General features: G+C 67.8%; 23 protein-coding genes, 1 pseudogene and 1 riboswitch. Of the genes and pseudogenes, 8 read left to right on the top strand and 16 right to left on the bottom strand.

What is annotated here, in order from left to right; genetic code table 11:
* Positions 1-23: 23 nt before the first annotated feature.
* The 4 genes from A0O31_RS10080 to A0O31_RS10065 are packed head-to-tail and all read right to left on the bottom strand — an operon-like array spanning position 24 to position 2962.
* Positions 24-356, bottom strand: a complete 333-nt coding sequence (locus A0O31_RS10080) for a hypothetical protein (protein WP_071677733.1) — start codon at positions 354-356, stop codon at positions 24-26.
* Entirely contained in the window at positions 337-1089 is a 753-nt protein-coding gene (locus tag A0O31_RS10075) for an ABC transporter ATP-binding protein (protein ID WP_071677732.1), read from the bottom strand. The genes A0O31_RS10080 and A0O31_RS10075 overlap by 20 nt, the downstream gene beginning before the upstream one ends.
* A complete protein-coding gene (locus tag A0O31_RS10070) occupies positions 1076-2104 on the bottom strand; it encodes a FecCD family ABC transporter permease (RefSeq protein WP_071677731.1) in 1029 nt (342 codons plus the stop codon). Before A0O31_RS10070 ends, A0O31_RS10075 begins: the two co-directional genes overlap by 14 nt.
* Positions 2105-2107: 3 nt before the next feature.
* The gene (locus A0O31_RS10065; protein WP_071677979.1) at positions 2108-2962 is read right to left on the bottom strand and encodes an ABC transporter substrate-binding protein; all 855 of its coding nucleotides are present in this window, start codon (positions 2960-2962) and stop codon (positions 2108-2110) included.
* A 142-nt stretch (positions 2963-3104) separates the two neighbouring features.
* Positions 3105-3263, bottom strand: a riboswitch (cobalamin riboswitch).
* Positions 3264-3382: 119 nt separating this feature from the next.
* Between A0O31_RS10065 and A0O31_RS10060 the strand changes: the two genes are divergently transcribed.
* From A0O31_RS10060 to A0O31_RS10045, 4 genes are read left to right on the top strand one after another with little or no spacing between them, the layout of a single operon-like run.
* Positions 3383-4576 carry an ROK family transcriptional regulator gene (locus tag A0O31_RS10060; RefSeq protein ID WP_071677978.1) on the top strand — a complete coding sequence of 398 codons (1194 nt, stop codon included), beginning with the start codon at positions 3383-3385 and terminating at the stop codon, positions 4574-4576.
* Positions 4533-5768: an ABC transporter substrate-binding protein gene (locus A0O31_RS10055; RefSeq protein WP_071677730.1), complete on the top strand. Its 1236-nt coding sequence runs from the start codon at positions 4533-4535 to the stop codon at positions 5766-5768. The genes A0O31_RS10060 and A0O31_RS10055 overlap by 44 nt, the downstream gene beginning before the upstream one ends.
* Positions 5769-5822: 54 nt before the next feature.
* Positions 5823-6932 carry a carbohydrate ABC transporter permease gene (locus A0O31_RS10050; RefSeq protein WP_071677729.1) on the top strand — a complete coding sequence of 370 codons (1110 nt, stop codon included), beginning with the start codon at positions 5823-5825 and terminating at the stop codon, positions 6930-6932.
* On the top strand, positions 6932-7738 hold the full coding sequence (locus tag A0O31_RS10045) for a carbohydrate ABC transporter permease (RefSeq protein WP_071677728.1): 807 nt from the start codon (positions 6932-6934) through the stop codon (positions 7736-7738). The genes A0O31_RS10050 and A0O31_RS10045 overlap by 1 nt, the downstream gene beginning before the upstream one ends.
* Here the strand turns inward: A0O31_RS10045 and A0O31_RS10040 are convergent.
* On the bottom strand, positions 7735-8334 hold the full coding sequence (locus A0O31_RS10040) for a protoglobin domain-containing protein (RefSeq protein ID WP_071677727.1): 600 nt from the start codon (positions 8332-8334) through the stop codon (positions 7735-7737). The two genes, A0O31_RS10045 and A0O31_RS10040, sit on opposite strands and share 4 nt — an antisense overlap.
* A gap of 36 nt (positions 8335-8370) precedes the next feature.
* On the opposite strand from A0O31_RS10040, the gene A0O31_RS10035 reads away from it, so the two are divergent.
* Positions 8371-9279, top strand: a complete 909-nt coding sequence (locus A0O31_RS10035; protein WP_071677726.1) for a zinc-binding dehydrogenase — start codon at positions 8371-8373, stop codon at positions 9277-9279.
* Here the strand turns inward: A0O31_RS10035 and A0O31_RS10030 are convergent.
* The gene (locus tag A0O31_RS10030) at positions 9274-10095 is read right to left on the bottom strand and encodes a Rossmann-fold NAD(P)-binding domain-containing protein (protein ID WP_071677725.1); all 822 of its coding nucleotides are present in this window, start codon (positions 10093-10095) and stop codon (positions 9274-9276) included. The genes A0O31_RS10035 and A0O31_RS10030 overlap by 6 nt on opposite strands.
* Positions 10096-10104: 9 nt before the next feature.
* Here A0O31_RS10030 and A0O31_RS10025 point away from each other — a divergent pair, with 9 nt between their 5' ends.
* On the top strand, positions 10105-11007 hold the full coding sequence (locus tag A0O31_RS10025) for an AEC family transporter (protein WP_152024434.1): 903 nt from the start codon (positions 10105-10107) through the stop codon (positions 11005-11007).
* Here A0O31_RS10025 and A0O31_RS10020 read toward each other — a convergent pair.
* From A0O31_RS10020 to A0O31_RS10000, 5 genes are read right to left on the bottom strand one after another with little or no spacing between them, the layout of a single operon-like run.
* Positions 10984-11352 carry a hypothetical protein gene (locus A0O31_RS10020; RefSeq protein WP_071677723.1) on the bottom strand — a complete coding sequence of 123 codons (369 nt, stop codon included), beginning with the start codon at positions 11350-11352 and terminating at the stop codon, positions 10984-10986. The genes A0O31_RS10025 and A0O31_RS10020 overlap by 24 nt on opposite strands.
* The gene (locus A0O31_RS10015; protein WP_071677722.1) at positions 11349-12035 is read right to left on the bottom strand and encodes a 16S rRNA (uracil(1498)-N(3))-methyltransferase; all 687 of its coding nucleotides are present in this window, start codon (positions 12033-12035) and stop codon (positions 11349-11351) included. Before A0O31_RS10015 ends, A0O31_RS10020 begins: the two co-directional genes overlap by 4 nt.
* Positions 12036-12038: 3 nt before the next feature.
* The gene (locus tag A0O31_RS10010; RefSeq protein ID WP_071677721.1) at positions 12039-12803 is read right to left on the bottom strand and encodes a 50S ribosomal protein L11 methyltransferase; all 765 of its coding nucleotides are present in this window, start codon (positions 12801-12803) and stop codon (positions 12039-12041) included.
* 4 nt (positions 12804-12807) lie between these two features.
* Entirely contained in the window at positions 12808-13404 is a 597-nt protein-coding gene (locus tag A0O31_RS10005; RefSeq protein WP_071677720.1) for a helix-turn-helix transcriptional regulator, read from the bottom strand.
* 1 nt (position 13405) lies between these two features.
* Positions 13406-14458, bottom strand: coding sequence for an Mrp/NBP35 family ATP-binding protein (locus A0O31_RS10000; RefSeq protein WP_071677719.1), 1053 nt, complete (start codon positions 14456-14458; stop codon positions 13406-13408).
* Positions 14459-14532: 74 nt separating this feature from the next.
* Between A0O31_RS10000 and A0O31_RS09995 the strand changes: the two genes are divergently transcribed.
* Positions 14533-15120: a hypothetical protein gene (locus A0O31_RS09995; protein ID WP_071677718.1), complete on the top strand. Its 588-nt coding sequence runs from the start codon at positions 14533-14535 to the stop codon at positions 15118-15120.
* 50 nt (positions 15121-15170) lie between these two features.
* Positions 15171-17762, top strand: a complete 2592-nt coding sequence (locus tag A0O31_RS09990; RefSeq protein WP_071677977.1) for a valine--tRNA ligase — start codon at positions 15171-15173, stop codon at positions 17760-17762.
* Here A0O31_RS09990 and A0O31_RS09985 read toward each other — a convergent pair.
* The 5 genes and pseudogenes from A0O31_RS09985 to trpC form a co-directional block, all read right to left on the bottom strand.
* On the bottom strand, positions 17746-18309 hold the full coding sequence (locus A0O31_RS09985; protein ID WP_071677717.1) for a DUF6812 domain-containing protein: 564 nt from the start codon (positions 18307-18309) through the stop codon (positions 17746-17748). The two genes, A0O31_RS09990 and A0O31_RS09985, sit on opposite strands and share 17 nt — an antisense overlap.
* Positions 18281-20280 (bottom strand): annotated as a pseudogene (locus A0O31_RS09980) (single-stranded-DNA-specific exonuclease RecJ). Before A0O31_RS09980 ends, A0O31_RS09985 begins: the two are co-directional and overlap by 29 nt.
* Positions 20277-20591, bottom strand: coding sequence for a hypothetical protein (locus tag A0O31_RS09975; RefSeq protein WP_071677716.1), 315 nt, complete (start codon positions 20589-20591; stop codon positions 20277-20279). Before A0O31_RS09975 ends, A0O31_RS09980 begins: the two are co-directional and overlap by 4 nt.
* Positions 20592-20598: 7 nt before the next feature.
* Positions 20599-21303, bottom strand: coding sequence for a 1-(5-phosphoribosyl)-5-[(5-phosphoribosylamino)methylideneamino]imidazole-4-carboxamide isomerase (gene hisA / locus A0O31_RS09970; protein ID WP_071677715.1), 705 nt, complete (start codon positions 21301-21303; stop codon positions 20599-20601).
* A gap of 4 nt (positions 21304-21307) precedes the next feature.
* Positions 21308-22072, bottom strand: a complete 765-nt coding sequence (gene trpC, locus A0O31_RS09965; protein WP_071677714.1) for an indole-3-glycerol phosphate synthase TrpC — start codon at positions 22070-22072, stop codon at positions 21308-21310.
* Positions 22073-22105 lie beyond the last annotated feature (33 nt).

Below are 22105 nucleotides of genomic sequence, written 5' to 3'. Positions count from 1 at the left end.
ACCGAACGGTCGGTAAGGCCACCCTACTCCTTTCCCGCCCCTTCCGTCAAGCACCAGGCGTAGTAGGGGGTTTCCACGAAGGGGGGTGGCCCTCCCAGGTACACCCTCAGGCCCGGCAGGAGGAGGGTATCCCCCTCCCACTCAAAGGCCAAGGGGTCCACGGAAAGGGGGTAGTGGAGCACCCCTTGCCGGGGCAGGGCGAGCCGAAGCCACTCCGGGGGGGAAAGCCGCCCCACCAGGAGGTAGCGGGCCCGCCTCGGGCCGCTTTCCGTGTAGAAAAGGGCCTCCCTTCCCAGGTCTAGGAGAAGGGCCCGGCCCCGCACGTAGAGCCTGGCCCTATCCGTCCAGGTAGACATGGGGCCTCCCCTCCAAGAGGGCCACCCGCACCCGGGGCCCGTAAAGCCCCCGGAGAAGGGGCTCCGTCAGCACGGCCCCGGGCGGCCCCTCCGAAAGCAGCCGGCCATCCCGCAAGACCGCCACCCGGTGGGCCAAAGCCGCCTGGTTGGGATCGTGCAGAACGGAAAGCACCCCTACCCCCCGTTCCGCAAGGCCCCTAAGGAGGGCCACCACCTCGGCCTGGTGCGCCAGGTCCAGGTAGGTGGTGGGCTCGTCCAGGAGGAGGTAGCGGGGCCTCGCCGCCAGGGCGCGGGCCAGGAGGACCCGTTGCCTCTCGCCCCCAGAGAGGGTGCCCAGAAACCGGCCCCTTAGGTGGGCCGCCCCCGCCACCTCCAGGGCCCAGGCCACCGCCTCCCGGTCCTCCCCCCCTTCCCTACCCCATAAGCCAAGGTAGGGAAGCCTTCCCAGGCGCACCACCTCCTCCACCACGAGCCCCTCCGGGTACGGCCCCCCTTGGGGCAGGTAGGCGAGGAGCCGGCCCCGGGCGTAGCTCCCGTAGGCCCTAAGGGGCTTTCCCTCCAGGTACACCCCTCCCCCCTTGGGCCTAAGAAGCCCCGCCATCACCCTAAGGAGGGTGCTCTTGCCGGAGCCATTGGGCCCCAGGAGGGCCACCCACTCCCCCGGGCGCACGAGGAGGTCCACCCCCCTTAGGGCAAAGGGCCCCACGATGCCCCTGGCTTCAAGCCCGGCCACGGCGCCTCCAAAGGAGGTAGAGGAAAAAAGGCCCCCCCAGAAGGGTGGTCACCACGCCCACAGGAAGCTCGGCGGGCCGCGTGAGGGTGCGGGCCAGGAGGTCGGCCAGCGCCAAAAGGGCGGCCCCGCCCAGGGCGCTGGCCGGGAGAAGCACCCGGTAGTCCTCCCCCAGAAGGCGCCGCAAGGCATGGGGGGTGACAAGGCCCACGAAGCCGATGATCCCCGCTTGGGCCACGCTGGCTGCGGTGAGGAGGCTGGCCGCGGCGAGGAGGAGGAGTTTCAGGGCGCTTAGGGGAAGCCCCAAGCTCTGCGCCACCTCCTCCCCGAGTTGCAGGGCGTTCAGCACCCGGCCCAGGAGGAGAAGGGGCGGCAGGGCGAGGAGAAGGAAGAGGGTTAGCGCCTTCACCGAGGGCCACCCCAAAAAGGCCAGGTTCCCCAGGGTATAGGCGAAGACCGCCCGCACCCGGTCGGCGTCCTGGAGCATGAGGTAGGTGGTGAGCCCCGTGAGGACGCTCCCCACCACCACCCCCGCCAAGACCAGCTCCCCGGTCCGCGCCACCCCGCCGGCCAGGACCAGGGTGAGGAGGGTGGCGAAGACGGCCCCCAGGAAGCCGAAAAGGGTAGCGGAGAGGGGAAGGCCCTGGAAGACGGCGTGCTGGGCGAAGGCGGGGGAAAGCCCCCCAAGGAGGACGGCCAAGAGGGTCACGCCAAAGGCCGCTCCCGAGGCCGCCCCCATCAGGTAAGGGTCGGCCAAGGGGTTGCGGAATAGCCCCTGGAAGGCGGCCCCCGCCACCCCCAAGGCCGCCCCCACCAGCATCCCCCCGAGGACCCGGGGGAGGCGGAGCTCGGTGACGATGGGGTTAGCCTCGAGGCCCAAAAGGGCGCGCACCACCTCCCCTGGGGGCACCACCACCGCCCCCAGGGCGAGCCCTAGCACCAAGGCCAAGGCCAAGAGGCCGAGGAGCCAGGCGAAGACCAGGCTCCGCCGGAGGGCCAGGGGCAGGGAAAGGGTCATGGCCTAACGCCCGTGGAAGCAGTCCACGAGGAGCCGCAGGCCCTGGGCCACGCGGGGGCCGGGGCGGGAAAGGAGGTTATCCTCGCCGCCGGTAAAGACGCAAATCCTTCCCGCCTGCACCGCCCTCACCCGGCTCCAGCCGGGCCGGCTTTGGATAGTTTCTCGGGCACCCGGGTAGGTGGCCACGATGACCTCGGGGTTTTTCTCCACCACGAACTCGGGAGCGATCTTGGGGAAAAGCCCGAGCTCCTTGGGGACGATGTTCACCCCCCGGGCCTTCTGGATGAGGACCCCGATGAAGCTTTCCGGGCCCACGGTGTAGGGGGTAGGGTCAATCTCGTAATAGACCCGAGGCCGGGCCTTGGCCTTGGCCGCCCGGGCCTCCTCCCCGTAGACCTCCCGCTGGATCTGGGCCACCAACCTCTCCCCCTGGGCGGGAAGCCCTAGGAGCTGGGCCAGGGTGCGCACGGTCTTGAAGATGTCCTCGTAGGTTTCCGTGCGCACCACGAACACGGTAAGCCCCGCCCGTTCCAGGGTTTCGTAAAGCCTACCGTAGCGGGAAGCCAGGACCAGGTCCGGCTTCAGGGAGACGATGAGCTCGGGGTTCGGGTTGTAAAGCCCCCCCGCCTTGGGCAGCCGCTTCACGCCCTCCGGCCAGTCGGAGTAGTCGTCCGTGGCCACCAGGCGGTCGCAGGCCCCGAGGGCGCACACCGTCTCCGTCACCGAGGGCAGCATGGAAACGATGCGCTTGGGCGCGGCTTTGAGCGTGACCTGGCGCCCCAGGTCGTCCGTGAGGGTGAGGGGAAAGGCGAAGGCTAAGGCCAACAGAACCGACAAAAACGCCGCAAGCTTCTTCATGCCTACCTCCCTTAAGGCCGCTAGGGCCAGGGGCACCGGGCCCGGGGGAGGTAGGGCAACGCCCCTGCCTGAAGCGGCAGGGGCGGGAAAAGCCAAGCAAGCCCCCAACGCTCCCCCATCCGCGTGAGGTGCCCGCCTTGGGGCAAGGCGGGCGGCCCTGGCAGGTATTCGGGCTTCCGGCCTGCGAAGCGAACCGCGTAGCTTGGCCGGTTACCGTTGCGGGACAGCGCCGGACTTGCACCGGACTTCCCCACTTTAAGCCTGGACTACGCGCCCAGGCACCAGGGCAACGGACCTGGCTTTGAGGCCCTAGCGGGCCTTGCCCTTAGGCTAAGGCGCTTGGGCCGGATTGACAAGGGCTTGACAGAGGACGGGGAGGATGGTTTACTTAGTCCCGAGAACGAACTAAAGGAGGCAAGGGTGCGTAAGGGGGATGCGCAGGAAATCCGCAGGCTCAACCGCCGGGCCATCCTGGCCCACCTGAGGCGGGGCCCCCTTACCCGGGCTGACCTCTCCCGGCTCACGGGCCTGGCCAAAAGCGCCGTGAGCCGGCTTGTGGACGAACTCCTTAAGGAAGGGCTCTTGGAAGAGGGGACGCTCACCTCACCTCCCTTGGGCCGTCCGGGCACCCTCCTGCACCTCCGTCCAGGGGCCCGCTTCGCCCTAGGCGCCGAAATTGGGGTGGAGGGGACGGTACTCCTCGCCTTGGACTGGCGGGGAGAGGTCCTTTGGGCCAGGGAGTGGGCCCACCCCAAGGAGGCGGGGCCGGAAGAGCGCTTTGCCCGGCTCCTCCAGGAAGCCCTGCCCCAGGCCCATGGGGCCTTGGGCCTCGGCTTCACCCTGCCCGGGGTGGTGGTGGGGAACAAGCTCCTCTACGCCCCTAACCTGGGCTGGCGGGATCTGGACCTGAACCCCTACCTGGCCTCCTTCCCCCTACCCGCCCTGGCGGAGAACGACGCCAAAGCCTCGGCCCTCTCCGAGGTCTTCTTCCACGGGGAAGAGAACCTGGCCTACCTGGTGCTAAGCACCGGCCTCGGCGTGGGGGTGGTTTCGGAAGGCCGCCTCCTGAGGGGCACAAACGGGGCTGCGGGGGAGGTGGGCCACTGGCTCGGCCCCGAGGAACGCCCTTGCGCCTGCGGGCGCAAGGGGTGTTTGGAAACCGAGCTCGGCCTCGGAGCCCTCTTGCGCCACCACCGGGCCCTTGGGGGCGAGGCGGAGGGCCTCGAGGCCCTCTTGGCCAAGGCCCAAGCGGGAAACCCCTCGGCCCAAGCCGCCTTAGCCCACCTGGGCGAACACCTAGGGAAGTTCTTGGCCAACCTGGCCGTGGCCTACGACCCCGCTCGGGTGGTGGTGGGGGGGAAGGCGGCGGAGCTATTCCCTTTCCTGGAAGCCCCCTTGCGCCGCGCCCTGGCGGAGCACGCTTTTTTGGAAACCCACCGCGCCCTACCGGTCCAGCCCTCCTCCTACGGGCACCTGGCGGCGGCGGTGGGTGGGGCGAGCCTCTTCTTGGCGCGCTTCTTTGAGCTAGGCGGCCTGTGGGCGGAAAGCCCACGTCGCAATGGAGGTAGGTATGAGGAAGTGGCTTTGGGTACTCGGCATGGCCTTGGGGCTTAGCGCCCTGGCCCAGACGGGCAAGCTGGAGATCTTCTCCTGGTGGGCGGGGGACGAGGGGCCGGCCCTCGAGGCCCTCATCCGGCTCTACAAGCAGAAGTACCCGGGCGTGGAGGTCATCAACGCCACGGTCACCGGGGGGGCCGGGGTCAACGCCAAAGCGGTCCTGAAGACCCGGATGCTTGGGGGCGACCCCCCGGACACCTTCCAGGTCCACGCCGGCATGGAGCTCATCGGCACCTGGGTGGTGGCCAACCGCATGGAAGACCTGACCTCCCTCTTCCGCCAGGAGGGCTGGCTCCAGGCTTTCCCCAAGGGCCTCATTGACCTCATCTCCTACAAGGGGGGCATCTGGAGCGTGCCGGTGAACATCCACCGCTCCAACGTCATGTGGTACATCCCGGCGAAGCTCAGGGAGTGGGGGGTGAACCCGCCTAGGACCTGGGCCGAGTTCCTCGCCACCTGCGAAACCCTTAAGCGCAAAGGCCTCCAGGCCCCCTTGGCCCTGGGCGAGAACTGGACGCAGCAGCACCTGTGGGAGAGCGTGGCCCTGGCCATGCTGGGGGCGGAGGGCTGGAACAACCTCTGGAACGGCAAGCTGAAGTTCACAGACCCCAAGGCGGTGGCGGTCTGGGAAACCTTCGGCAAGGTGCTGGACTGCGCCAACAGGGACGCTGCCGGGCTTTCCTGGCAGCAGGCGGTGGACCGGGTGGTCCAGGGCCAGGCCGCCTTCAACATCATGGGCGACTGGGCCGCGGGCTACATGGCCACTACCCTGAAGCTTCGCCCCGGCACGGACTTCGCCTGGGCACCCTCCCCGGGCACCCAAGGGATCTTCATGATGCTTTCCGACTCCTTCGGCCTGCCCAAGGGGGCCAAGAACCGCCAAAACGCCCTCAACTGGCTTAGGCTGGTGGGCTCCAAGGAGGGGCAGGACACCTTCAACCCCCTCAAGGGCTCCATCGCCGCCCGCCTGGACTCCGACCCCGCCAAGTACAACGCCTACGGCCAGGCGGCCATGCGGGACTGGAAGTCCAACCGCATCGTGGGCTCCCTGGTCCACGGGGCCGTGGCGCCGGAGAGCTTCATGAGCCAGTTCGGCACGGTGATGGAGATCTTCCTCCAGACCAAGAGCCCGCAGGCAGCGGCCAACGCCGCCCAGGCCATCGCCGACCAGGTGGGCCTGGGCCGCTAAAGGCCCTTTCCCCCGTGGGGGTTTAAGCCCCCACGGGGTTTTCCCCGAGGAAACATGCGCGACCGCATCACAGCCTTCTTGGTCCTCCTCCCCTCCCTGGTGGCGGTGGGCATCTTCGTCTACGGCTTCATCGGGCAGAACCTTTACGTTTCCCTCACCGACTGGGGCAAGAACCCCGCCCAAGCCTTGGCCCAAAGGCCCGAGCTCCACTTTGTGGGCCTCGCCAACTACCGCGAGCTCTTCACGGGGTTCGTGGACGTGCGCTTCCGCCAAAGCGCGGTGAACCTGATCTTCTTCACCTTCTTCTTCATGGCGGGAAGCCTGGGCCTCGGCCTTCTCCTAGCGGTGGCTTTGGACCAAAGCCCCAAGGGGGAAGGCTTTTTCCGTACCGTCTTCCTCTTCCCCATGGCCCTCTCCTTCGTGGTCACGGGGACCATCTGGCGCTGGCTTCTCCAACCCCAAGGCGGGGTGAACGTCCTGCCCACCCTCTTTGGCCTACCCCCCTTGTCCTTTCCCTGGCTGACCACCCGGGAGCAGGTCCTGGTCTTTGACTGGAACCAGCTCCCCTTTTACACCGCCCTCGTGGTGGGGCTCGTCTTCCTTTACGTGGCCTACCGGGCCCACCGGGAAGGGGAAAGGAAGCGGCGCCTTTTTGCCCTCCTTTCGGGCGGGGTGCTCCTCCTTTGGGCCTTCGCCTTTGGACCAAGGGTGCACCTCCTCCCCTACCCCGAGCCCCACGGCTTCAGCCTGGCCCTGGTGGGGGTGATCCTGGCGGCGGTGTGGCAGATGTCGGGGTACACCATGGCCCTTTACCTGGCAGGGCTTCGGGGCATCCCCGTGGAGGTCCTGGAAGCCGCCAAGGTGGACGGGGCTAGCCCCTGGCAGACCTACCGGTACGTCATCCTCCCCCTCCTCGCTCCCATCACCCTTTCGGCCATGATCGTCCTGGGCCACATCGCCCTGAAGATCTTTGACCTCATCTTCGCCATGGCCGGCCTGGACTACGCGCCCACGGACGTGCCCGCCATTTACATGTACCTTTTGGCCTTCCGGGGCAACCAGTTCGCCAAAGGGGCGGCCATCGGCATCCTGCTCCTCCTCCTCGTGGCCCTCGTGGTCATCCCTTACCTGGCGAGCCAGCTTAGGAAGGAGGTGCGGCGCTGATGGGCCGGGCCCTCCTCTACGCCTTCCTCCTCCTCATGACGGCGTTTTTCCTCCTGCCCGTCTACCTGGTGATCCTCACGGCGCTCAAGGAACCCGCCAAGATCACCCTGGACACCGTCTGGTACTGGCCTGACCCCATTTACTGGGAAAGCTTCCGGATCGCTTGGGAGGCCTTCCGGCCCAAGTTCCAAAACTCCCTGGTCCTGGCCATCTCCGCCACCCTGCTTTCCGCCATGGTGGGGGCCTTAAACGGCTACGTCCTGGCCAAGTGGCCCTTCCCCGGCGCCAACCTCCTCTTCGCCCTCATGCTTTTCGGCATGTTCATCCCCTACCAGAGCGTCCTCATCCCCCTTTTCCAGTTCGTGAAGGCCATCGGGCTCTACGGCACCCTTCTCGGCCTCATCCTGGTGCACGTGGTCTACGGCATCCCCATCGTTACCCTGATCTTCAAGAACTACTACAGCGAAATCCCCGACGAGCTGGTGGAGGCCGCCCGCATTGACGGGGCGGGCTTCTTCGGCGTGTTCCGCCACGTGATCCTGCCCCTATCCGCCCCCGCGTTCGTGGTGGTGGCCATCTGGCAGTTTACTCAGATCTGGAACGAGTTCCTTTTCGCCGTGACCTTGACCCGGCCCGAAAGCCAGCCCATCACCGTGGCCCTGGCCCAGCTCGCCGGAGGCGAGGCGGTGAAGTGGAACCTGCCCATGGCCGGCGCTATCCTGGCCGCCCTGCCCACCCTTTTGGTCTACATCTTCCTGGGCCGCTACTTCCTGCGGGGGCTCCTGGCCGGGTCGGTAAAGGGCTAGGCGGGCTTGAGCTTTTCCAAGAGCCTGGCGGCAGCCTCCTGGGCTTCCTCGAGGAAGGCCCGGGGGTCTTCGCCTTTGGCAAGGGCCAGGGCCTCCAAGTAAGCCTCCAGGTACTCCTCGGCGATGAGGGCCATGACGGTGAAGGCCAGGCGCCGCCAGGCGTCCTCCAGCGCCCTCGCCTCCTCCGGGGGAAGGGCCGCCCGGGCCCTTCGGGCCACCTCCTCGGTGAGCCAGTTCCACATGGCGGCCATCATGGCATTGGTCACCCCCCGGCGCACGTGGACAAGGCCCACCAAGGCCTGCCAGGCGAAGTACTGGCCATTAAAGGGACCCCTTAGGGTGCGCAGGTACCAGTCCCTTAGGGTCTTCTCCCGGGCGGGCCTCTCCCCTTCGCGGAAGATCCTCCGGGTGGCGGAATGGCCAAAAAGCGTATCGTAAAACCCCTGAACCACCTCCTCGGTAAAGCCCTCCATCAAAGGGGCATACCGGGAGAGGACCTTTCCGTCCTCCAAGGGGCGGAAACGGGCTTGGGAAGGGAGCTGGCTCCAGATCTCCTGGGCGATTTGGTAGAAGCGGGCGAGGTTCTTCTCCGTCACGAACCCCAAACTACCAAAATGGGCTAAACTTCGTCCATGCAAGCCTGGGTACAAGAGAAGCTAGGGGCCCCTTTGGTCCTCAAGGAGGTGGAAGAACCCAAGCCCGGGCCCGGGGAAGTCCTCCTCGAGGTGGAGGCGGTGGGCCTGAACTTCGCCGACCACCTCTTGCGGCTTGGGGCCTACCTCACCCGGCTCCACCCGCCCTTCATCCCGGGGATGGAGGTGGTGGGGCGGGCGGGGAATGGGCGCTACGCTGCCTTGGTGGGCCAGGGCGGCCTGGCGGAGCGGGTGGCGGTGCCGGAAGCGGCCCTCTTGCCCGTGCCCGAGGGGCTTTCCCCGGAAGAGGCGGCGGCCTACCCCGTTTCCTTCCTCACCGCCTACCTGGCCCTAAGGCGGGCGGGGGCGAAGCCCGGGGAAAGGGTGCTGGTGCAGGCGGCAGCGGGGGCCTTGGGCACGGCGGCGGTGCAGGTGGCGAGGGCCTTAGGCCTAAGGGTGGTGGCGGCGGCCTCGAGGCGGGAAAAGCTCGCCCTACCCCTTTCCTTGGGGGCGGAGGTGGCGGCCACCTACGAGGAACTGCCGGAAAGGGTGAGGGCCTTGGGCGGGGTGGACCTGGTCTTGGAGGTGCGGGGCAAGGCCATAGAGGAAAGCCTCGCCCTCCTCAAGCCCCAAGGCCGCCTCGTCTACATCGGGGCGGCGGAGGGGGAGGTGGCGCCCATCCCCCCCTTGCGGCTCATGCGCAGAAACCTCACCGTTCTAGGCTTTTGGCTTGCGCCCCTCCTCGGGGAAAGGCCCCTCGTGGAGGAGGCCTTGGGCTTCCTCCTCCCCCGGCTTGGGAAGGAGCTCAAGCCCATGGTGGGCCAGGTCTTCCCCTTTGCGGAAGCGGAGGCCGCCTTCCGGGCCCTCCTGGACCGCAGCCACACGGGAAAGGTGGTGGTCCGGCTATAGGCCCAAGTAGGCCCGCACCGCCGCCAGGTCAAAGAGGGCGTGGCCCACGCTCTTGAAGAGGACAAAGCGCCCTTCCGCGCGCCTGCCCCGAAGGGCCTCCCGCAAGGGGATTACGGGGCGGTCTAGCCCCTGAAGCTCCCCGGCCTCCACGAGGGCGTCCTCCGTGTCGCAGTAGAGGGCTGCCTGGGCCACCAGGGCCTCTGGCACCTCCCGCATCCCCGGGCGGAAACTCCCCACCGCCGCCAGGAAGACCCCCTCGGGCACCTGGGAGGGCAGGACAGGGGTGGGGCTTGGGGTGGCGGTGACGATAAAGGCCACGTCCTCGGGAACCTCCTCCTCCCGCCACTCGGAGGCCTCTAGCCCAAGGGCCCTCGCCCGCTCCAAGAAGGCTAAGACCCTTTCCCGGCCCCTCCCCCGCACCAGGACCCGGGTCAGGGGAAAGCCCTCGGCGAAGGCCTCGAGGTGGGCCTCCCCTTGGGCCCCCGGCCCCACCACCAGGAGGGCCCCCTCCCGCCTAGGGGCAAGGAGGGTAGCAGCCAGGAGGGAAAGGGCGGCGGTGCGCCTCTTGGTGAGCTCCTCCCCCGGCAGGTGGAAGACCTCCCCCGTGCCCAGGCGCTTGGCCCACACCTCCGCCTGGACCATGGGGGTCTTCCCCGGCGCCACGGTCACCAGCTTGCACACCGCCACCTCTTCGTCCGCAGCCGGCATGGCCAGAAACTGCCCCCAGGGGAGGGACAACACCTGCCGCCTAGGGGCCACGGCCCCATCCAGCAGGACCTTGCGGATGGCCTCCGCCAGTTCCCTATAGCTCGGCATACCCCTAGAATGCCCCACATGCAGGCCCTCCTCAACACCGTGGTCCCCGTGGCCCTGGTGGTCCTTTCCGGCTACCTTCTAGGCCGACGCGTGCCCATGGACCTCACCACCCTAAGCCGCCTCACCCTCTACCTTCTGGTGCCCGCCCTCATCTTTGACGCCATGTACCGGGCCGAGTACACCCGGGAAGGGCTTTGGGGGCTCCTCTTGGGGTTTACCCTCACCTATGCCCTCCTCTTCCTCCTCATCCAAGGAGCGGGAAGGCTTCTTGGGCTCTCTCCGGAAGGGCTTAAGGGCCTCGTGGTCTGTAGCCTTTTCCCCAACTCCGGCAACATGGGCCTTTCCCTCACCTACTTCGCCCTGGGGGAGGAGGGCCTCCGGCGGGCCGTGGTCTACTTCATCCTCTCCAGCGTGGTCATGTTCGGCCTGGGACCGGCCTTTATCCGGGGCGGAGGGCTTCGGGAGGGGCTCCTTTTCACCCTAAGGCTTCCCCTCTTCTACGCCCTTCTCCTTGGCCTATTCCTCAAGGCCTTAGGGATCTCCCTCCCCTTCCGCCTGGACGAAGGGGTGCGGCTCATGGGCCAGGCGGCCATCCCCGTCCTCCTCCTCACCCTGGGGATGCAGATGGGCCAGACCCGTTTCCAGGTGGGCCCCTTTGAGGCCACGGCCAGCGCCCTCCGCCTCCTCCTCGCCCCCCTCCTCGCCTACGGGGTGGGGCTTGCCTTGGGGCTTCCCCGACTGGAACACCAGGTCCTCGTCCTCCAGTCCGCCACCCCTGTGGCGGTGAACGCCTTCCTCATGACGCGGGAGTTTGGCGGGGACGCCATAAGGGTGGCGCGGAGCGTGGTGGTTTCCACCTTTTTGGCCTTCCTCACCATCCCCATGGTCCTATGGTTCATCGGGGTCCGGTAGGCCCGGCGTACCTAGGTCCAGCTGGAATATGGCCTCCCCTTCCAAAAGCCCCACCAGGCGGTGGTACCCCTCTCCCAAGGGGAAGAGGGCCTGGTATTCCCCAGGTCCTTCCAGGAAAAGCGCCTTCTCCAGGAGAAGGGTTTCTTCCCGGTACCAACGGAGGTGAAGGTAGCCGGGACGGGGTAGCCTTTCTACCCTCAGGGCAAGCCTCGCCTCCCTTTCCACCGGGACCAGCCGCGCCACCACGAAGGGCCTTTCGGGAGGGAGGGGCTTTCCGGGGTCCAGGGGCAAAAAGGTATAGCGGCAAGCGGAAAGGAGAAGGAGGAAAAGGAAAAAGGCCCTCACCTTCCCTCCCCGCTGGTGCAGAGGGCCAGGAGGGCGAGGGCGGCGGTCTCCGCCCGAAGGATCCTCCGCCCCAAGGTGACGGGGATAAAGCCCTTATCCTCCAAAAGCGCCACCTCCTCCTCGGCGAAACCCCCTTCGGGCCCCACGGCGAGGGCCAGGGGTTTTTCGGGGTCCAAAACCTCCCGCACCCGGCGGCTTGCCCCCACGTGGGCCACGAGGCCTTGGGGCACCTCAGGCACCGCCTTTAGGGGGATGGGGGGAAGGACCTCGGGAACCCTTAGCCTCCCCGACTGCTTCGCCGCCTCCACGGCAATGGTCTGGAGGCGCTTAAGCTTCCCCTCCCCCATCTCCTTGGGGACGCTGTGCCGGGTGATAAGGGGCTGGATGCGGGTAGCCCCGAGCTCCGTGGCCCCCCGCACCACCTCGCCCAGCTTGTCCCCTTTGAGGAGGGCCACGTAGAGGACCACCTCCACCCCCACCTCCCGCTCGGGGCGGCGCTCCTCCAGGATGCGGTAGCGCACCGGGGGGCCCAGGTCCACCACCTCCGCCAGGGCCTCCCGCTCGGCGTCAAAGACGGTGAACCGGTCCCCCACCCGAACCCTAAGCACCTCCAGGAGGTGGTGGCTTTCCCGATGGGAGAGCACCCCGGTAAGGCCTGGGCTATAGGCGCGGTGGGGGCGCATGGATTACCTCCGGTAGGCGAGGAGGACCCACTCCCCCTCCCCCGCCTCCTCCAAGGGGGTAAAGCCCGCGCCCCAAAGGGCCTCCCGGACCATGGGGGCCTTCTCCTGGAGGATGCCGGTGGCAAGAAGCCTCCCCCCAGGGGCCAGGGCCTCCCGGTAGCGGGGGGCGAAGGCCTGGTGGAGCTCGGCAAAGAGGTTGGCCACCACGAGGTCAAAGGGGCCATAGGGAAGGGCGTCCGTGAGGCTTCCCTCTAGGAAGCGCACCGCCACCCCGTTCTGCCGGGCGTTGGCCTCCGCTTGGGGGAGGACGGAAGGGTCTATGTCCACCCCCAGGGCCTCTCCCCCCAGCTTGGCGGCGGCGATGGCCAGGATGCCGCTTCCCGTACCCAGGTCCAGCACCTTCTCCCCGGGGCGGAGGTGGCGGGCCAGGGCCATGAGGGCCAGGCGGGTGGTCTCGTGGTGCCCGGTGCCGAAGGCCATGCCGGGCTCAATGACCAAGGGAATTTCCGGCCCCTCCCAAAGGTGCCAAGGGGCCAGGACCACGAAGGGTGGGGCCAAGGCGGGCTTGAGGTCGCGCCGCCAAGCGGAAAGCCAGTCCTCGTCGGGCACCTCCTCCCAGACCCCCCCGTAGGGCAGGTCCAGGGGGGCGGGGAAGTAGGCGAGGACCTCCCCTTCCCGTTCCTCCAGGCCCCTCGCCCCCCGGTCAAAGAGTTCGGGGAGGATGGGATCCAGCTCCCAGGCCGTGCCCTTTAGCCGGTAGATCCACACGCCGCTATTCTACGCGGTAGCGGCAGCAGCTTCCCCCCTCGGCCAGGCGCTCCTCCCGATGGAGGGGCAGGCCCAAAAGCTCCTGGTAAGCGAGAAGCTCGCTTTGGCAAAGGGCCTCGTGCTCGCGGGAGAGGGCGAGCTTGGGACATCGGTGCTGGCAGAGGTAGAGCCTTCCCCCCTCCTCCACCACCTCCGCCTCGTAGCCCTGGGTCCGGAGGAAGGCGGCGAGGCGCTCCAGCTTTTCCTTGAGGGGAAGCCCCTGGAGGTTGAGGGGTGCCAAGAGCTTCCGGTTCCTTTCCAAAAGGAGCCGCACCACCCCCTCCTTCCCCAAAGCCCCCTCGAGGCCCCTGAGCACATCCCCGCACAGGGCGGCGTAGGGCGCCCCCACGTCCTGGGCCTGGTAAAGCCGGTAGGGACGGCCCCGGCCAGGACAGCGGCGCACCTCCGAGCGCACCAGACCCCGGGCCTCCAGGTCTTCCAGGTGCTTCTGGGCCGCCACCCGGCTGATGCCTAGGGCTTCCGCCACCTCCTTGGCGGTGCGGGGCTTGACCCTTAAGAGGTCCAAAACCCGCTCCTTGGTGCCTTCCAGGAGAAGGGCCATGTCAGGCCATGGGCAAAGCGATGAAGGTCTGGACGCTCAAGGCGGCGGCGAGCTCCTGGGCCGCCTTGCGGAAGGCCTGGGCCTCGAGGCCCTCCGGGTCCTTGACCACCACGGGCATCCCCTGGTCCCCGCTTTCCCGCAAGGAAAGGGTGAGGGGGATCTCCCCCAGGAAGCGGGCCTTGAGCTTCTCGGCAAGCCGCCTGCCGCCCCCCTCCCCGAAGATGGGGGTGGGCTTGCCGCAGTGGGGGCAGAGGAAGGCGCTCATGTTCTCCACCACGCCCAGGATGGGCACCTGCACCTTTTTAAACATGTCCGCCGCCCGCTCGGCGTCAATGAGGGCCACCTCCTGGGGGGTGGTGACGATCACCCCCCCCGAAACCTTGGTGAGCTGGGCCAGGCTTAGCTGCACGTCCCCGGTGCCCGGGGGCAGGTCCACCACCAGGTAGTCCAGCTCCCCCCAGTTCACCTCCTCCAAAAACTGCTTCAGGGTACCGTGGAGGATGGGCCCGCGCCAAACCATGGCCTGGCCCGGGGGGACGAGGTTGGCCATGGAGAGGACCCTGATGCCATAGGCCTCCAAGGGGAGGATTTTCCGGTTTTGGTCCACTTTGAGCCTCTGCCCCTCCAGGCCGAACATCTTGGCCTGGCTTGGCCCGTAGAGGTCGGCGTCCAAAAGCCCCACCTTGGCCCCCTCCCGGCTCAGGGCCAGGGCCAGGTTGGCAGCCACGGTGCTCTTCCCCACCCCGCCCTTGCCCGAGGCCACCGCCACCACGTGCTTCACCCCGGGGATGGGGTACTGCTCCGGGGCCTTCACCCCGCCGCCGAACCGGACCCGCACCTCCTCCAGGCCCAAAGGGGCCAGGGCCTTGCGGATGTCCGCCTCAATCTGCCCCTTCAGGGGGCAGGCGGGGGTGGTGAGGTGGATAAGGAGGTCCACCCGAGTCCCCTCCAGCCGCACCTCCCCCACCATGCCCAAGGACACCAGGTCCTTCCCGAGCTCGGGGTCCATCACCGTGCGCAGGGCCTCGAGGACCCGCTCTTCCGATAGCGCCATACCGGGCCTAGAGTATACCCGGCGATAGCTTTGGGCAAGGGGTGAAGGCACAATGAGAGCGTATACTCCTCCCTATGTACCCCGCCTGGCAGAAGCGCCGCTTCTATGAGCTCCACCTGGCCTGGCTCATCCAAGGGCCCAAGGGCTACGAGCTTCTCTTCAAGGTAAACCCCTACAGCCTCTACCCCACGCGGGAAGAGGCCCTGGAAGCGGCCAAGGAACTCCTCAAGGGGCGCCTGGACCAGGACCCGAAAGTGGGCCCCCACAAGGCCCCCATCCTCCTCTCGGAGGAGGACCGCGCCCGGTTCCACCTCCTTCTGGAAAGCGGCAAGGCCCTTTTGCCCCTGGACCGCTACGCCCTCTTGGGCGAGGTGGCGGAGGTGGAGGAACGCCTCCTCCACCGGGCCCCCTTCCGCGACCCGAGCAACGTGCTCTTTAGCCTCGAGGGGCTTCCCGTGCGCCTCCTCCACACCCCCCTAAACGACCCGGAGGCGGAAAGCCAGGAACTCGCCACGGGGACCCTGGAACTCCTCCCCGGGGGGATCCGGGTGGGGGCGTTCGCCCTTGCCATCCCCGAGGAAACCCTCGTGGAAGGCCTCGCCTTTGAGGAGGCTTTTTTCCACCTGGAAAACGGTCGCTACTACCTTTACGCCCTCCCCTAACCCCATCGGGTGGCCTGTTCCGAGCCCTCCCGGGTAAAGTGATGGGTAGCATGGACCTACCCAAGGCCTACGATCCCAAAGCGGTGGAACCCAAGTGGGCGGAGAAGTGGGCGAAGAACCCCTTCGTGGCCAACCCCAAAAGCGGCAAGCCCCCCTTCGTCATCTTCATGCCGCCCCCCAACGTCACGGGCTCCTTGCACATGGGCCACGCCCTGGACAACTCCCTCCAGGACGCCCTCATCCGCTACAAGCGCATGCGGGGCTACGAGGCGGTCTGGCTCCCCGGCACCGACCACGCCGGCATCGCCACCCAGGTGGTGGTGGAGCGCCTCCTCCTCAAGGAGGGCAAGACCCGGCACGACCTGGGGCGGGAAGCCTTCCTGGCCCGGGTCTGGCAGTGGAAGGAGGAATCGGGGGGGACCATCCTGCGCCAGCTCAAGCGCCTCGGGGCCAGCGCCGACTGGAGCCGGGAAGCCTTCACCATGGACGAAAAGCGCTCCAAGGCGGTGCGCTACGCCTTCTCCCGCTACTACCACGAGGGCCTGGCCTACCGCGCCCCCAGGCTCGTGAACTGGTGCCCCCGGTGCGAAACCACCCTTTCGGACCTGGAGGTGGAAACCGAACCCACCCCGGGCAAGCTCTACACCCTGCGCTATGAGGTGGAGGGGGGTGGCTTTATAGAAATCGCCACGGTGCGCCCGGAAACGGTTTTCGCCGACCAGGCCATCGCCGTCCACCCCGAGGACGAGCGCTACCAAGGCCTGATTGGCCGGAAAGCCCGCATCCCCCTCACGGACCTCTGGATCCCCATCGTGGCCGACAGCGCCGTGGAGAGGGAGTTCGGTACCGGGGCCCTCAAGGTGACCCCCGCCCACGACCCCCTGGACTACGAGATCGGCGAGCGCCACGGCCTGGAGGCGGTGTCCGTCATCAACCTGGAGGGGAGGATGGAGGGGGAAAGGGTGCCCCCACCCCTAAGGGGCCTAGACCGCTTTGAGGCCCGCAAGAAGGCGGTGGAGCTCTTCCGGGAAGCGGGGCACCTGGTCAAGGAGGAGGACTACAGCATAAGCCTCGCCACCTGCTCCCGCTGCGGCACCCCCATTGAGTACGCCATCTTCCCCCAGTGGTGGCTTTCCATGAAGCCCCTGGCGGAAAAGGTCATCCAGGGCCTGGAGCGGGGGGATATCGCCTTCGTGCCCGAGCGCTGGAAAAAGGTGAACCTGGACTGGCTTCGGAACGTAAGGGACTGGAACATCTCCCGCCAGCTTTGGTGGGGGCACCAGATCCCTGCCTGGTACTGCGAGGACTGCGGGGCCATCCACGTCCCCCGCCCCGAGCGCTACCTGGAAGACCCCAGGACGTGCGAGGCCTGCGGGAGCCCCAAGCTGAAGCGGGACGAGGACGTGTTTGATACCTGGTTCTCCTCCGCCCTTTGGCCTCTTTCCACCCTGGGCTGGCCCGAGGAGACGGAGGACCTCAAGGCCTTCTATCCCGGGGACGTCCTGGTCACGGGGTACGATATCCTCTTCCTCTGGGTTTCCCGCATGGAGGTTTCCGGCTACCACTTCATGGGGGAAAGGCCCTTTAAGACGGTCCTCCTCCACGGCCTGGTCCTGGACGAGAAGGGGCAGAAGATGTCCAAGTCCAAGGGGAACGTGATTGACCCCTTGGAGATGGTGGAGCGCTACGGGGCAGATGCCCTGCGCTTCGCCCTCACCTACCTGGCCACAGGGGGGCAGGACATCCGCCTGGACCTCCGCTGGCTGGAGATGGCCCGCAACTTCGCCAACAAGCTCTACAATGCCGCCCGCTTCGTCCTCCTCTCCCGGGAAGGCTTCGCGCCTCAGGAGGACACCCCCACCCTGGCGGACCGCTGGATGCGAAGCCGCCTGGACCGGGGTGTGCGGGAAATCACCGCCCTCTACGAGGCCCTGGACCTGGCCCAGGCGGCGCGGGAAATCTACGAGCTCGTCTGGAGCGAGTTCTGCGACTGGTACCTGGAGGCCAGCAAACCCGCCCTCAAGCGGGGGAACACCCACACCCTAAGGACCCTGGAAGAGGCCCTCGCCACCCTCCTCAAGCTTCTCCACCCCATGATGCCCTTCCTGACCAGCGAGCTCTACCTGGCCCTCACGGGCCAAGAGGAGCTCGCCCTCGAGGCCTGGCCCGAGGCCAAAGGGGAGGAAGACCCGGAGGCCGAGGCCGCCTTTGACGCCCTAAGGCAGGCGGTGACGGCGGTGCGGGCCCTGAGGGCCGAGGCGGGGCTTTCCCTGGGGCAGGAGGTGGGGGTCTACCTGGAAGGGGAAACGGCCCCCGTGCGGGAGAACCTGGAGGTCTTCCGTTTCCTGGCCCGGGCGGAACTCCTAGAGGCCAAGCCGGAACGGGCCTTGGTCAAGGCCCTGCCCAAGGTCACGGTCCGGATGCCCCTCGAGGGCCTTCTGGACGTGGAGGAGTGGAAGCGCCGGCAGGAAAAGCGGCTTAAGGAACTGCTGGAGCTCGCCGAGAAGAGCCAACGGAAGCTTTCCGCCCCCGGGTTCCGGGAAAAGGCCCCCAAGGAGGTGGTGGCGGCGGAGGAGGCGAGGCTTCGGGAAAACCTGGAGCAGGCGGAGAGGATCCGGGAAGCCCTCAGCCAAATAGGGTAAGGCGGGGGTCATGGGCCTCCCCGGGGGCCTCGGCCACCGCCTCGGCCAGGCGCAGGTTTAGCGTTACGAAGGGGAAGCGCTCCACCGGTTCCAGGTCCACGATGGGGCGGTCAGGGCGGAGGAGGTAGAGGCGGGCCTCGAGGAGGGTCTGAAAGGCTTTGGCCTGGGACAGGTGGTCGGAAAGCCTCACCCCCCGGGGCACAAGAAGCTCCCCCGCCAAGAGGTAGTCCCCGAAAAGGAAGGCCAACGGGCGCCTCTCCAAAAGGGCGGGGCTCGTGCGGGGCTCTGCGGGCTTACCCCCCACGATCCACTGGATGCGCTCCTTTCTCAGGGCCAAAAACCCCGTGCTGGCCTTCAGGTCCTTGGCCTCGGGTGGGTGGACGTAGCCTGGGGTATAGATGAGGGCTCCCGTCACCGGCAGGTAGACCTTTTCCTGGTTCAATAGGTCTGCGGTGCCCGAGCCCGGTACCAGGTAGATCATCCCATAGACCCGGTAGGCCTGGGTATAGATCCTGGCCTCATGGGCTTCCCGCGGTTGCTTGTACACGGTTCACCTCCCAGTACGCCACCAGCGCCTCGCTGAAAAGGCCCGGGTGCCGCTTCTCGTAGGCGAAAAGGAGCCTCTTGGCCACGTGCGCCCGGAGGGCCTCCTTCGGGGTTTCCAAGACCGGGGGCCTTTCCAACCGCCTTCGGGTCTCGCTTCCCAAGGCCACCTCCACCCGCCCCTGGGCCACGGGGTAAGGGGGGAGGCCGAGCCAAAGGGAGGCCTCCTCCGGGGGGAGGAGGCGGAAGCCCTGCCGCCTGGCGTAGGCCAGGCCCTCCCGGTTCTCCTCGGGGACGTACACGCCCTCCCCCATCCGGGCCCGGGCCAGGGCCTCCTCCAGGGAAAGGGGAAAGGCGAAGGGCTCGGTTTCGCAAAGAAGCTCCCCCGGCGCCCGGAAGTCCAGGGCCTGGGCCTCGTAGCTCAGGGTACCGTTAAAGCGGTTTTCCGTAAGGAGGACCGCCGCCTCCAAGGGGCTCGGCACCCCCTTCTCCCCCATGCGCCAGGCCACCACCCGCACCCCCTGGAGGCGGAAGGAAAGGTGCTTGCCCTCTCCCATGGTCCTAACCTCCCCGGGACTTCCCGCAAGCAGAAAAAGGGGCTCGGGGTTTCCAGCCCCGAAGGGCTCCAGGGCCGAAAGGGCCTGGTAAAGCTCGGGCAACCGGGAAAGGGGGGCAAGGGGCCGAGCAGGGGCACCTCCTGCACGGGGTCGGGGAAACGGGCGGCGTAGGCCTCTATCCGCCGTTGGAACTCGGGGAAGCGGGCTTCGTCCAGGGCAAAGCCCGCCGCCTCCTTATGGCCGCCAAAGCGCAAGAGGAGGTCTTCCGCCTCCTTAAGCGCCCCCACGGCGCTGATGGGCGGAAGGCTCCGCACCGTGCCCTTGCCCTTGGCCACGATGAATACGGGGCGCAAGGTGGCCTCCAGGATGCGGCTCGCCACGATGCCCATCACCCCGGGGTGGCCCTCCGGGTCCTCCAGGACGATGGCCTTGGCCTCGAGGTCGGCCTTGGGGAGAAGCCTCCTTAGCATCTCCTCCTCTATGGCCTGACGGCGGGCGTTTAGGCGGTTGAGCTCCTCCACCAGGGCCTGGGCCTCCGCCTCGCTATCCGTAAGGAGGAGGTTAAGCGCCTTCTCCGCCTCCCCTAGGCGGCTTGCGGCGTTGATGCGGGGGCCGATGCGGAAGGCCACCTCCACCGCCTTCCCCGTGTAGCCCACCGCCTGGGCCAGCAGGCGTAAGCCCACCCACCTCGAGGTGGCCAACCTTGCCAGGCCCTCCCGCACCAGGGCCCGGTTCCACCCCCAAAGGGGCGCCACGTCGGCGATGGTGCCCACCGCTGCCAAATCGGCGTAGGCCAAAGGGGGCGGGAACCCCAGGCGCTCGTGCAAAGCCCAAAGGAGGGAAAAGGCCACCCCCGCCCCCGTGGGGTGCTCCCCTAGCCCCGGGGTGTAGGCGGGGTGGACCACCAGGCCCGGGGGCGGGGTTTCCTTGGGCATGTGGTGGTCGGTGACCAAAACCTCCACCCCGTTTTCCACGAGCTCCCGAAGCTCGGCGTGGTTGGTGATGCCGCAGTCCACGGTGACGAAGACGTCCGCCGCCTCCAGGTGCTCGGGGACGCGGTCCATGAGGACGCCGTACCCCTCCTCCAGGCGGTGGGGGATAAAGGGGTGGACCTTGGCCCCAAGCGCCCGAAGCCCCCGCACCAGGATGGCCGTGCCCGTGAGGCCGTCGGCGTCGTAGTCCCCGTGGATGCGGATGCGCTTGCCTTCCTTTAGCGCCTGCGCCAAAAGCCCGGCCGCCTCCTCCAAGCCCTTTAGGGGAAGCCGGGTGAGGGGGGGGGCGAGGTCCTCCCGCCGCCTCACCCCCCGGTGCCAGTAGGCCAAGGCGGCCTCGGGCCCCACCCCGAAGGCCTCCATGAGGCCAAGCCACTCGGGAACAGGGGGCAAGGGAAGGAGGCGCCAGCGGACCCTATCCCTCATAGGTCTTCCCGGTCGGGGATGCGGGGAATCTCCTCAATCCGCTCCCGCTTTAGGGCGTTCACCTCCCCCTGAAGCCGCCGCACCTCCCGGAGAAGAACCCGCCGGGCCCCCAGGCCGGAAAGCCAAAGGGCCAGGGCGTAAAGCCCCCCCACCAGGAAGCCCAGGGCGTAGGCGGCGGGGAGGACGAGGTAAAAGGGCCACGGCCCCCAGGGCGTGGGGACCACCAGAAAGGGGTAGGTGAGGTAAAGGTAAAGCCCCGCCCCCACCACCCCGAGGCTTACCAGAAGAAAGGTCCAGTGGACGAGCTTCATAGCCCCCTCAGGATACGGCGAAGTCCCTAAGCCGGACCCTCCCCTCGTAAAGCGCCTTCCCCACCAACGCCCCTTCTACCCCTAGGCGCTTCAGGCCCCAAAGGTCCTCGGGCCCCGCAATCCCGCCCCCGGCGATGAGGACGTGGGGCCAGGCCTCCCGCACCCGGGCCACCGCTTCCAGGTCCAGGCCCCTTAGGGTCCCATCCCGCCGCACGTCCGTGTAGATGACGGTCCGCACCCCCATGGCCGCCCAGTCCCTAAGGAGGTCCAGGGCGGAGAGGAAGGTGGCCTCCTGCCAGCCCGAAACCACCACGTCAAGCCCCCGGGCATCCAGGGCCACGGCCAGCCGCTCCGGTCCCGCCAGGGAAAGCATCCTTTCCAAAAGGGCGGGGTCCTTCACCGCCACCGTGCCCACCACCGCCCGGCTCGCCCCTAGGGCCAGCACCTCCTCCAAGGCCTCCAAGGAGCGGATGCCCCCGCCCACCTGGAAGGGCACGGAAAGGGCTTTGGCGATTTGGGAAAGGGCCTCGCGGTTATCCCCGGTGCCCAGGGCCCGGTCCAGGTCCACGAGGTGCAAAAACCTCGCCCCCTCCGCCTGCCAGCGAAGCGCCGCCGCCACCGGGTCGCCGTAGGCGGTTTCCGCCTCGGGGCGGCCCTCGTAGAGCCGCACTGCCCGGCCCCCCTTTAGGTCCACCGCAGGGATGACCAGCATGGGGCTATCCTACAAGCTCCCGCACCGCCCCCTCCAGGTCGGGCTTGCGCATGAGGTTAGTACCGATAAGCACGGCATCAAAAAGCCCTTCCAGGGCCCTAAGCTCCTCCCGCCGGCCATAGCCCGACTCCGCCACCAACACGCCGGCAAAGCCCCGCTCCCGGGCCAGGCGGCCCAGGCGGGGGGCGGTGGCCAGGTCTAGGCGCAGGGTGGCGAGGTCCCGGTTGTTGATGCCGAGGATTTCCGCCCCGGCCTCGAGGGCCACCTCCAGCTCCCTTTCCGCATGCACCTCCACCAGGGCATCTAACCCCAAGGCCCTCGCCCTTTCCAGATAGGCCCCCGTGAGCTCCCCAAGCACCGCCACGATGAGGAGGACGGCGCTTGCCCCAAAGGCCCGGGCCTCCTCCAGCATGAAGGGGTCCACCACGAAGTCCTTGCGCAGGAGGGGAAGGGCCACCCCCTGGCGCACCCGCTCCAGGTCCAAAAGGCTTCCCCCAAAATGGTGGGGCTCGGTGAGGACGCTGATGGCCCGGGCACCCCCTCGGGCGTAGGCCCTGGCCGCCTCCACGGGGTCCACCTGCCGGATGGCCCCTTCGGAAGGGCTTTGCTTCTTCACCTCGGCGATGAGGGAAAGGCCCGGAAGGAGAAGGGCTTCCCTAAAGGAGGGCACGGCCGGGGGCGCAGGGAGGGGGTAGGGGACCACCTCCTGGACCCTCCGCCGGACGATTTCCCCGAGAACTCCCGGCACCCGGGAAAGGTCGGGCCGCATGGGAATAGTGTACCCCAGCTTTAGAATTGGGCC

It is taken from the genome of Thermus brockianus, assembly GCF_001880325.1.
Lineage (GTDB): Bacteria > Deinococcota > Deinococci > Deinococcales > Thermaceae > Thermus > Thermus brockianus.
This window is presented reverse-complemented; position numbering and strand designations above follow the sequence as displayed.

Excerpts from the sequence above, each read along its gene's own strand:
- A0O31_RS09975 (WP_071677716.1), bottom strand. The coding sequence starts at position 20,591 with ATGAAGCTCGTCCACTGGACCTTTCTTCTGGTAAGCCTCGGGGTGGTG.
- A0O31_RS10000 (WP_071677719.1), bottom strand. The coding sequence starts at position 14,458 with ATGGCGCTATCGGAAGAGCGGGTCCTCGAGGCCCTGCGCACGGTGATG.
- hisA (WP_071677715.1), bottom strand. The coding sequence starts at position 21,303 with ATGCTGGTCATCCCTGCGGTGGACCTAAAGGGGGGCCGGGCAGTGCGG.
- A0O31_RS10025 (WP_152024434.1), top strand. The coding sequence starts at position 10,105 with ATGCCCCACATGCAGGCCCTCCTCAACACCGTGGTCCCCGTGGCCCTG.
- A0O31_RS10070 (WP_071677731.1), bottom strand. The coding sequence starts at position 2,104 with ATGACCCTTTCCCTGCCCCTGGCCCTCCGGCGGAGCCTGGTCTTCGCC.
- A0O31_RS10035 (WP_071677726.1), top strand. The coding sequence starts at position 8,371 with ATGCAAGCCTGGGTACAAGAGAAGCTAGGGGCCCCTTTGGTCCTCAAG.
- A0O31_RS10065 (WP_071677979.1), bottom strand. The coding sequence starts at position 2,962 with ATGAAGAAGCTTGCGGCGTTTTTGTCGGTTCTGTTGGCCTTAGCCTTC.
- A0O31_RS09995 (WP_071677718.1), top strand. The coding sequence starts at position 14,533 with ATGTACCCCGCCTGGCAGAAGCGCCGCTTCTATGAGCTCCACCTGGCC.
- A0O31_RS09990 (WP_071677977.1), top strand. The coding sequence starts at position 15,171 with ATGGACCTACCCAAGGCCTACGATCCCAAAGCGGTGGAACCCAAGTGG.
- A0O31_RS10055 (WP_071677730.1), top strand. The coding sequence starts at position 4,533 with ATGAGGAAGTGGCTTTGGGTACTCGGCATGGCCTTGGGGCTTAGCGCC.
- A0O31_RS10005 (WP_071677720.1), bottom strand. The coding sequence starts at position 13,404 with ATGGCCCTTCTCCTGGAAGGCACCAAGGAGCGGGTTTTGGACCTCTTA.
- A0O31_RS10015 (WP_071677722.1), bottom strand. The coding sequence starts at position 12,035 with ATGCGCCCCCACCGCGCCTATAGCCCAGGCCTTACCGGGGTGCTCTCC.
- A0O31_RS10045 (WP_071677728.1), top strand. The coding sequence starts at position 6,932 with ATGGGCCGGGCCCTCCTCTACGCCTTCCTCCTCCTCATGACGGCGTTT.
- A0O31_RS10050 (WP_071677729.1), top strand. The coding sequence starts at position 5,823 with ATGCGCGACCGCATCACAGCCTTCTTGGTCCTCCTCCCCTCCCTGGTG.
- A0O31_RS10080 (WP_071677733.1), bottom strand. The coding sequence starts at position 356 with ATGTCTACCTGGACGGATAGGGCCAGGCTCTACGTGCGGGGCCGGGCC.
- A0O31_RS10030 (WP_071677725.1), bottom strand. The coding sequence starts at position 10,095 with ATGCCGAGCTATAGGGAACTGGCGGAGGCCATCCGCAAGGTCCTGCTG.
- trpC (WP_071677714.1), bottom strand. The coding sequence starts at position 22,072 with ATGCGGCCCGACCTTTCCCGGGTGCCGGGAGTTCTCGGGGAAATCGTC.